The sequence below is a fragment of the Halomonas sp. McH1-25 genome, assembly GCF_022348165.1.
GTDB lineage: Bacteria > Pseudomonadota > Gammaproteobacteria > Pseudomonadales > Halomonadaceae > Modicisalibacter.
The window spans coordinates 24,783-33,997 of sequence record NZ_JAKRFI010000013.1; the positions used below are offsets into that span (position 1 = coordinate 24,783).

A 9,215-nucleotide genomic window follows, 5' to 3' on the forward strand; every position below is an offset into this window, starting at 1 on the left:
GTAATTGCGGAAGTAGGGTTTAAGCTATGCGATACCTTGATTGGGTTGACCAATGTTGCCGCTTTCTAGTAGCTGTTGGCGTTCTAGCGATGATTATGGCAATAATTATTCAAATCAGTTTGCGTTACTTCTCAGGAATCTCAATTGGCGGAACCTCTGAGATTGCTCGCTTCTCGTTTGTTTGGGTCACTTTCCTGGGCTCTGCGAGCGCGTTTCGCCAGCGCCGGCATCTGTCTATCGATTTGATTGCTGGACTATTGGGACCACGTAGCTCAAAATTACTTGATACACTATTATGTGCGTTAGCTTTGTTAGCCTGTTACTACCTTGCACGATATGGAATGGAACTTACTCAGCGCACTTGGACACAAAATTCCCCAACACTTGAACTACGCATGGGTTATATCTATTTGGCTATTCCAGTTTCAGCTTCTCTGATCGCTATCTACGCTGCATGCGATATTATTCGCCAAGGTTGCGAATTAATACGCGGAAAAGATACACCTGGGCCTAATGATAGCAGGAAGTCTAAGGAGGTAACAGAATGAGTGCAATCTTCTTTATCTCCTTTATAATCTTGGCTGTCCTTTCGCTTCCTATTGCCTTTTCAATGGTTCTTGCTGGTGTAATCGCTATCATTGGGGCGGATACTGGTATGCCGCTGACTAGCATCCCTCAGCGTATGTATGTCGCAGTTGACTCTTTCCCATTTCTTGCAGTGGCTTTCTTTGTGCTTGTAGGCGATTTAATGTCTATAGGAGGTTTAACGCGTCGCCTCATTGACCTAGCTGCATCCTTTATCGGCGCACTACATGGAGGACTGGCTATCGTTACGCAGGTGGCAGGTTCGATGATGGACGCTATGTCTGGTTCATCAGCGGCCTCTACTGCGGCTATGGGATCTGTTATGCTGCCAGAGATGATCCGAGAGAAATATGATAAGGGCTGGTCTGCTACTGTCGTCGCAGCCAGTGGCGTTACTGGCGTTATAATACCGCCTAGCATCACGTTCGTCGTATATGGTTCTGTAGCCAATGTTTCTATTAGTCAATTATTCTTGGGCGGTGTGATTCCCGGCTTCCTGATCGTCCTATCGTTGTGCTTACTCTTTTCCATACAGGCTAAACGGCGCGGCTATCCAGTACGGGAAGTAACGTTCACGGCAACGCACTTTTTTGTGGCTTTTCGACGGGCCGGCTTAGCACTGTTTATTCCTGTAATTGTGCTGGGAGGAATATACGGAGGCATTTTTACGCCCACCGAGGCCGGTGCAGTAGCTGCTCTTTATGCCATAATATTATCGGTGTTTGTTTACCGAGACCTAGCCATCCGAGACCTCGCCCAAATATTTATACGTTCGGGGGTTACGACGGGAACAATCATGATTGTAGTAGCCGGAGCAAATATTTTGGGCTTCGTGGTTACTTTCGAGCAGGTTCCTCAGCAGGTTGCAAATTACGTCTTGGCTTTAAGCGAAAGCCCAATCATCATACTTTTGTTACTGATGGGGCTTTTTATGGTAGCAGGTATGTTTATAACTGCATCCGCCGCTGTTGTTATATTAGTCCCTCTAGTTACACCCATGGTTGCTCATATAGGTATTGATCCGGTAATGTTCGGAGTGCTTGCAGTAGTAAATCTAGGCATTGGCACAGTAACTCCTCCGCTGGGAATTAATCTCTTCATAGTCAGCGGTATCGGTGAGATTCCAATGGACCGAATCTTCCGGGAACTCGGCCCCGTACTTGCTGTGCTTTTGTTAGATTTAATGGTTTTATGTTTTTTCCCTGACATCATTATGTTCCTGCCAGAGCAGGTAAGATAACAGTTAGCCAACTATCACTTTATTGGAGGCGAAACATGAACACGAAACCCTTGCGGAGCTGGCTCTTCGTCCCTGGAATGGATGAACGCAAGATAGAAAAGGCGGTAGCCTCGGAAGCGGATGTACTGATTTTGGATTTAGAGGATGCAGTTGCCCTCTCAGAGAAACCTCAGGCAAGAGAAATCACACGCAAGGCCATTGAAGCGCATGGTCAGGATAAGCCGATATTTGTGCGGATAAATGGCTGGTCTACAGGGATGGCTGGTGAAGATTTGAGAGCCGTTTGTATACCTGGGCTTACAGGAATACTTCTGCCGATGGTTGATGAGGCGGAGACAGTACGAATCGTCAGCGCGCTGATCGCGAGCTTGGAAGCGCAAAACGGTATTCCTGACGGGGCTGTAGCGCTGATGGGCCTAGTTGAAACGGCCAAGGGCGTACTAAACATTGCAGAAACCGCTAGTGCGGGGGGGCGTCTCCAAGTATTGATGCCGGGAGCCGGGGACCTTACCCAGGATCTAGGCATACCGACCTCCAATGTCGGTCCGCATATTCTTAATGCTAAGATCCAAGCCTCTTTGGCTAGCCGTGCTGGCGGGCTACAGGGGCCCGTTGATACTGCATTCTTTGATGTAACAGATTCTGAAGGGTACCGAGCTGACTGTGAGCAAGCTAAGAGTCTAGGCTTTCAGGGGAAAGCAGCTATCCACCCAAACCAGGTTGCCGTTGCGAACAGAGTTTTTTCACCCAGCCAAGCTGAGATTATAGAGGCGAGAAAAATAGTTGAGGCTTTTAGGGAAGCTGAACGTAATGGAGTTGGTGCTATTACGGTGGATAACAAGCTAGTTGATTACGCTATGGTAAAAACCGCAGAAAAGCTTCTCGATAGGGCCCGGGCACTTGGCCTTTTACAAGTTTAAGCTTAGGAAAAATAGAGAGCTATTATGGAAAAAGTTAATCACACACAACTTCCTCTGGAAGGCGTTAAAGTACTCGACCTGGCCCGACTCGTCGCAGGCGGCTTTCTCAGCACGATAATGGCAGATTTTGGAGCTGAAGTCGTTAAGGTTGAGCAGCCGGGGAGTGGTGATCCTTTGCGTGCTTGGTCGCCTGCCAACTCTCAGCTCTGGTGGAAGGTCTACGCTAGGAATAAGAAGTCGATGACTCTCGACCTCTCACGTGAAGAGGGGCGAAAAATCCTATTGGAGCTAGTCCCCCACTTTGATGTTCTTACGGAGAGCTTTGTCCCAGGGAAACTTGAATCATGGGGTATCGGTCCTAACGAATTACATAAGGTAAATCCTAATCTTATTATTGTCCGCGCTTCCGGTTGGGGCCAGACTGGCGCTTATCACAAGCGGCCAGGCTTCGGTACGTTGATAGAAGCCATGAGTGGTTTTGCAGACATGACAGGGTTTCCCGATCGCCCCCCGACTTTACCACCTTTGCCATTAGCAGACATGGTGACAGCTCTTTATGGAGCTACGGCTACCATGATAGCGCTTTTCGACCAATTGAGGAGGGATGATGGCGGACAAGTCATAGATTTAGCAATTTACGAACCTTTAGTCTCCATACTCGGTCCGATGGCAGCCGAATACCAACACTTCGGGGTCAAACAGAAACGCCGTGGTAATCGTGCACCGACAAATGCACCACGCAACATTTACTTCACTTCAGACGAGAAGTGGGTCGCCATCTCGGCAGCAACCCAGTCGATGTGCAATAAATTCTTCCGTTCTCTTGGTCTTGAGGCACTCATTGAAGACCCTCGCTTTATAACAAACCATGACCGTATTCAGAACGTGGAAGCGCTAGATGATTTAGTACAGGCCGTCATAGGAAATAAAACGCAGGAGGAGAACCTTGAAACGTTTTACGCTGCTGGCGTTACTGCCGCTCCGGTATATGATATCGAGCAATTATTAGCTGATGATCATGTCAGAACACGCGAAGTGATCGTAGACGCTGAAGATGATGATTGGACGCAAGTAAAGATGCATAATGTAATCCCACGCCTATCAAAAACTCCGGGACGTATCGGCCACACCGGACCTAAGTTGGGTGAACATACCGAAGCAGTTCTCGCTGCCAGTGGCTTCAGCGCGGATAGGATTGTTCAAATTAGAGCTGACGGCCTATTTGGCCAAGATAGGGAATGAACGTGATGGATCAGAAGGAAGCGAATATCAAACGAATAAGCTATCCAGCCCTACTAGATTTCGTCTGCCAAGTACTCACTAGCCTTGGCGTCCCTGAATGCGAAGCGGAGCTCGTATCCGAAAGCCTAGTCGATGCGGATCTGAAAGGAGTACACTCGCATGGTGTCGTTCGCCTGCCGATCTATGCCGAGCGTCTACGTGCCGGTGTTATTAATGCTAAACCTAATATTAAACGAAAGCGGGAACAACTAGGCAGCTGTATCGTAGATGGCGATAATGGCCTAGGGCACCTTGTTGGGCACCTTGCCATGGAAGTTGCTATTGATAAAGCCCGAGCCAACAGCGTCCCATCTTTCGTTGCAGTCGAGCATAGCAATCATTATGGGGCAGCTGGTTATTTTGTAGAACAAGCGACTCGTGCCGATATGATCGGATTCAGCTTTACGGTCGGTGCTATCAACCATATGGCCCCCTGGGGAGGGCGCGAGGCGCTACTTGGGAATAATCCCTTTGCGATTGGGCTCCCTAGGATGCAAGGCCAACCCCCGGTTATTCTCGACATGGCCTGTTCTGTTGCTGCACGTGGGAAAATTATTGTGGCGGCTCGCAATGGCGAGAGAATCCCAGCAGACTGGGCCTTAGATCTACAGGGCAGGCCAACCACTGACCCCATCGAGGCACTGAAAGGGCTGGTTCAACCTGTTGGTGGTCCCAAAGGATATGCCCTAACTCTGGTGGTAGGCTTACTTAGTACCATGTTGACATCAGCCCTATTTGGGTCGGGGCTTCGGCATCTTTATGAGGATCTCGAAAACGAACAGAACTCAGGCCATTTAATGGGAGTTTTACCTATTAACCTATTCACAGCTCCAGAAGCCTTCAGTGAACGGATGAGCCAAGTAAGCTATGAAATACATAACGCAGAAAAAGCCTCTGGCGTCGAGGAGATCTATCTACCCGGTGAGCGTGAGCATCTAAGTCGCGAGCGAGCTATACGTGATGGGGTTCCTTTGGGAACTGGCGTAATTGAAGATCTCAAGGCTTGTGGTAGGCAGCATGGAGCTAAACTTCCTATTCCATACTAGCAGTATCATTAGACCTTTTCCCCATTATCACAATTTTTAATCGCCACGTTTCCAGTATAAGACTTCAACTTGCTCAAGATGGTTTTTCATAGCAGTCTCTGCTGCATCGGGATCGCCCTCTTCAATCGCCTCGAATATTCTTTTATGAGCTTCGTAGGCCATGAGGGCGGCCCCGCTACGTGTCAGTGATGTGCTACGCTGCTCAGCTAGCCACTCTCTCAGAGCCGTGTTGACGGCAGTAAAAATGGAGTTATCTAGGATCTGGACTATACGATCATGAAATGCTAAGTCTGATTTCGCGAAACCCTCCAAATTATGAAGTAAACGCTCATTCTCCTCCAGCAATATTTTCAAATCAGAAATATCCTCTTCTTTTGCGCACTGAGCAGCATATCGTACAATGGATACCTCCCAGAAGGTGCGGGCCTGCTGAAATTCTTTAAGTCCTTCTTTGGTGGCAAGAAGGTCTTCCGCGATTCCACTAAGGTCTTTTAGTAGCAGTTTAGGATTGGGGCGGGATACAACTGCCCGACTTCCGTTTTTTAGCTCAACCAATCCTGATCTATCTAAGGAGAACAAAGCTTCCCTTATGGAAGTCCGGCCTACGCCCAGCGAAGACATTAGTTCTCTCTCTGAGGGGAGTTGGTCACCCTCAGCAAAATAGCCACTTCGAATCCAAGACTTAATTTTCTCTGAAACATCCTCAGAGAGCTTACGCCTGTGGATTTTCTCGCTGGGCAGTTTATCCTTTGGTCTGGGCGTGCCCGGCTCCTGCTGATTTGCTTCTTTTAACCACTTATAGATGGTAGCCATCGAAATGCCTTCCTCTCTGGCGATATCGCTGATACTTCGCCTTCCACGTAAAAATAACTTTTCAACTACCGCTCTTTTACGAGATTCAGGATAGCGTGGCATAATTGGTCCTAGATTATTAGCTAGTAAACAAATAGTTAAGTAAATTATGGTACATTCAGTGGCTTATGGAAAATTAGATAGTAACGCATTATCATCTCTATGTGAATGATAGCTTCGGTAGGAAGCAGGGTCTAGCTGTAAGGTCGGATGATAGGTTAAGCCGTAGGAGCTACCCTCTGTTGGCAGCGTGTGATCATTGCTCAATTCATCGTGGAACAGCGAGATGGATAACAAACTGATTTGATGGCGACCACTACACTGCACATCTTTAAAGAGGTCCAACAGGCGCCCGCCCCAGTCAGTGGGTGGCTTTGTATCCGCTACACAGCCGCGTATGCTGACGATACTAAGCGCCCCCATCATTTTATGATTTTTAAATATTATATTAAAGGATATGTCGTATATCTGAAAAATCTGGAATAGCTTTTAATATTAGGCATTTGTTGTATACACTAGCGCGGATAGAATTTCTGTTTTTCCTTTGCTTATCTCTAATTTTATAACGAAGTGCGCATAAGATAACGACGATATCAATATACCCCTCGCAATCCATTGAATAAAACAAGGATTTAATACATACCGGATCGCAAACAATTATTTTGCAAAGAAAACTAGTGAAAAAGTTAACCCCTATATTTTCAGATATCATCTATATATATTTGTAATATTTTTTACAAAGCAAGCGTATAGGTAAATATTAAGGACTCTTGGCACCGAGCCTATGGACCGCCGAACAATTGGCAGTGGTCGGCTGGGACTTAAAGCACGGCACGCTCACTTCATAAGCGATCACTTTCCAACCATTGTAGACAGTCAATTTCGTTGGCAATCAGGGCATCCACCAGGCCAGGCTCAAGGTGCACCGACCCCATCAGCAAGGCCCTGTTATCGCCCTGCCAGAACCAGATTGCAAGACGAACAAGCTAAACAGCCGTAATAGGTCTTGGTTAGACCTTGTTGAGATCTTTCCTGTAGCCGAAGAGGTTCTTGATGACATGAAACGTATACTCGACCGCTGGCCTTGGCGTTCTCGAATTCCAGCAGTAGCATGCTCATCGGGCTGTCCTCCTCCTTCTCGATCGCGCCGCGTTTGGCAGCGACACAGCCCAGGATTTCGGGGCAGCCTTCTCTTCGTGCAGGCGCTTTCACATGCTGGTGTAATCCGCTTCGCCGTGCATTGGGAAGCTCAGCAGCCAATGCTAGTTAAGGTAGTTGCCCTGAGACTTGCTGTTAGTACCTTCGATAAACGGATAACGCGTCGTCTTGCCTAACTGGATATAGGCCTGAATGACATTCCACTCGCGCGCCCAGGAAACCATCTCCTTGCTGGTCAGGCCCAGTCTATTACCGCAAACAATCGAGGCAGTCAGAATCTCTGCTGTGCGATGTCGTCCTGGAACCTCGCCAAGCGGCGACCAGAAATTGATAAGTCCACCAACTGGCCGACACTCACTTGGCTAAAGTATCTACGATGTTCATATGCCCGGAGTGGCCGTGCTAGGCAGACTGAGTGTCGCGCCAGCCTGCGTAGGGCCGATGCTAGCCAGGACAGAAATGAAAATGCAGAATGGCTGAGCTGCTTTCAAGGTTTTGAAAAGCACTTTAACTCGCGGTTGAAGGTCATAGGCTGAGCCCCATTACTAGGAGATACTGTGAGCAATGCACTTTATAACATCGATTCGCCATTCATTCCGCAAGGCGGGTCAAAAGTGCCATGCCAACCAACTAGGATACGCTCAAATGTGTCTGTAAAGTATCTTGCGCCGCTTGGAATTTTTACCACCCCCCAGCATAAGCAACAAGCATGCCCCCTGCTGCTTGACGCTCTATAGCCTCTCCCCAAAAATTACTACTAGGTCGCAGGTCTGGATCGTTCGATGCTGCCCAGAGTGATTCCTCGTCTTGTAGCGCTCGCCGTAAGAGGGCTGCCAAAGCCGTATGCCCCTTCTCCTGTGAAATATCTGCAGCTAATTTGCCGTCATGAGCCTGCCTTCCGGCAGAAGCCCCTAACCGAATCAATTTCCGACAGGCTTCCTCATGTCCGAAATAGGCTGCTTGATGCAAGAATGTCCAACCAGAAGATTCTTTTTGATAGCGACTACACCGATTTGCGATAAACGGTATTTCTCTCCACTCGGAAAAGACTCGGTCCCAGTCACCCATCTTTGCTTGCTCGTAAACTTCCTCAGTGTAGGTCTGCAACTCGCTCATAGTATTTCCTATTCAAAAGGAATCAGTATAGCTTTTCTTTTAAGCCCATCGCACTCAATTAGTGCTCCGCCGGCTGTATACACTGGATAGCTGATTACACTGTCAGGCAGGATCGCCACATTCTATCAGGTACTGCTTGAAGACCTTGCCTGTTTCACACTTATTCAGAAAATCGAGGACGTACGTGAGCAATGTGGCATCGGTCAGCCCTTCCTGAGCTTGGATATCCCGAGCAATACCACTGGCCAAGGGAAGGGTTGGTCCTCCTCATCATCGATATCGGCAATGTGACGCCCCGAGGCTACCACCAGCTCGGCAATGGCTGGCGCAGTATTGCTGTCCCATCCTTTCTATGGATTACGCAGGGCAATTCGCCGACTTTTCTATGGGCCCTGCGGCGCACTTTTCTTGAATAGACAGTTATCAGTGCCTTTAGAGCCCTCGTGTATAGATTTTACGGCGTAGTTTCCCCAAGGGTCCGCTACAGCAATGACCAAATCCAAGGGCAAGTGCAGAAGTTCCACGACGCAACTTGAAGCCTGCTGCCCCGCTGGCGTCAGCCCGAAGACCATGATTTATGGATTCCGTGGAGCAATATTATCCCTCGGATTTCCCGGGGCCATGGATTTTCCCAGTGTAGCCATGCTCCAGAGCATCGTCATCACAGCGCTATGGGCCGGCGTAAGGTCCATGGATTCTGCGTCGCAATTCTTATGAGTGCCGAACTGCCAGGTGTCTCGCGAGGTGCTCGCGGCGTGGACACGCTTGACGAACGCTTTGCAGTGTCTAATGACTTACGCTCGTGGCGCTTCCCGCCGAGTGGGTGCGTTTCGACAAGGCGGCGGGCGGTATACGGAACCAGCGTATGAGTTGGTACGGCACTCACTTGGTAGCGGCATGGGATGGAAAGTCACCAGGGACGCGGATGATAGTCGAAATGGCGAAGCAGGACGGCCTGCCTGTTCGGGGGGGGGGGGGGGGGGAATCGTCGACGTACTCGACGATCTCGGCCGGCGT

7 protein-coding genes and 1 pseudogene are annotated in these 9,215 nt (G+C 48.8%); 5 read left to right on the forward strand and 3 right to left on the reverse strand.

Going from position 1 to position 9,215, the window contains the following annotated elements; all coding sequences use genetic code 11:
* The first annotated feature begins 26 nt into the window (after window positions 1-26).
* The 5 genes from MHM84_RS20935 to MHM84_RS20955 are packed head-to-tail and all read left to right on the forward strand — an operon-like array spanning window position 27 to window position 5,072.
* Window positions 27-548: a TRAP transporter small permease gene (locus MHM84_RS20935; protein WP_239268939.1), complete on the forward strand. Its 522-nt coding sequence runs from the start codon at window positions 27-29 to the stop codon at window positions 546-548.
* Window positions 545-1,825 carry a TRAP transporter large permease gene (locus MHM84_RS20940; RefSeq protein ID WP_239268941.1) on the forward strand — a complete coding sequence of 427 codons (1,281 nt, stop codon included), beginning with the start codon at window positions 545-547 and terminating at the stop codon, window positions 1,823-1,825. The genes MHM84_RS20935 and MHM84_RS20940 overlap by 4 nt, the downstream gene beginning before the upstream one ends.
* Before the next feature lie 35 nt (window positions 1,826-1,860).
* Window positions 1,861-2,745 carry a CoA ester lyase gene (locus MHM84_RS20945; protein ID WP_239268943.1) on the forward strand — a complete coding sequence of 295 codons (885 nt, stop codon included), beginning with the start codon at window positions 1,861-1,863 and terminating at the stop codon, window positions 2,743-2,745.
* Between the two features lie 24 nt (window positions 2,746-2,769).
* Entirely contained in the window at window positions 2,770-3,987 is a 1,218-nt protein-coding gene (locus tag MHM84_RS20950) for a CoA transferase (RefSeq protein ID WP_239268945.1), read from the forward strand.
* A gap of 5 nt (window positions 3,988-3,992) precedes the next feature.
* On the forward strand, window positions 3,993-5,072 hold the full coding sequence (locus tag MHM84_RS20955) for an Ldh family oxidoreductase (RefSeq protein ID WP_239268947.1): 1,080 nt from the start codon (window positions 3,993-3,995) through the stop codon (window positions 5,070-5,072).
* A 36-nt stretch (window positions 5,073-5,108) separates the two neighbouring features.
* Here MHM84_RS20955 and MHM84_RS20960 read toward each other — a convergent pair whose 3' ends face one another.
* The 3 genes and pseudogenes from MHM84_RS20960 to MHM84_RS20970 form a co-directional block, all read right to left on the reverse strand.
* Window positions 5,109-5,987: an FCD domain-containing protein gene (locus MHM84_RS20960; protein ID WP_239268949.1), complete on the reverse strand. Its 879-nt coding sequence runs from the start codon at window positions 5,985-5,987 to the stop codon at window positions 5,109-5,111.
* Between the two features lie 885 nt (window positions 5,988-6,872).
* Window positions 6,873-7,165: pseudogene (locus MHM84_RS20965) on the reverse strand (IS5/IS1182 family transposase); the annotation flags it as partial.
* A gap of 598 nt (window positions 7,166-7,763) precedes the next feature.
* Complete coding sequence (locus MHM84_RS20970; RefSeq protein ID WP_239268951.1) at window positions 7,764-8,198, reverse strand: hypothetical protein; 435 nt, start codon at window positions 8,196-8,198, stop codon at window positions 7,764-7,766.
* Between the last annotated feature and the right edge of the window lie 1,017 nt (window positions 8,199-9,215).

Bases quoted from the DNA above. Each gene is read 5' to 3' on its own strand.
- MHM84_RS20950 (WP_239268945.1), top strand. From the start codon at position 2,770: ATGGAAAAAGTTAATCACACACAACTTCCTCTGGAAGGCGTTAAAGTA.
- MHM84_RS20955 (WP_239268947.1), top strand. From the start codon at position 3,993: ATGGATCAGAAGGAAGCGAATATCAAACGAATAAGCTATCCAGCCCTA.
- MHM84_RS20945 (WP_239268943.1), top strand. From the start codon at position 1,861: ATGAACACGAAACCCTTGCGGAGCTGGCTCTTCGTCCCTGGAATGGAT.
- MHM84_RS20960 (WP_239268949.1), bottom strand. From the start codon at position 5,987: ATGCCACGCTATCCTGAATCTCGTAAAAGAGCGGTAGTTGAAAAGTTA.
- MHM84_RS20935 (WP_239268939.1), top strand. From the start codon at position 27: ATGCGATACCTTGATTGGGTTGACCAATGTTGCCGCTTTCTAGTAGCT.
- MHM84_RS20940 (WP_239268941.1), top strand. From the start codon at position 545: ATGAGTGCAATCTTCTTTATCTCCTTTATAATCTTGGCTGTCCTTTCG.
- MHM84_RS20970 (WP_239268951.1), bottom strand. From the start codon at position 8,198: ATGAGCGAGTTGCAGACCTACACTGAGGAAGTTTACGAGCAAGCAAAG.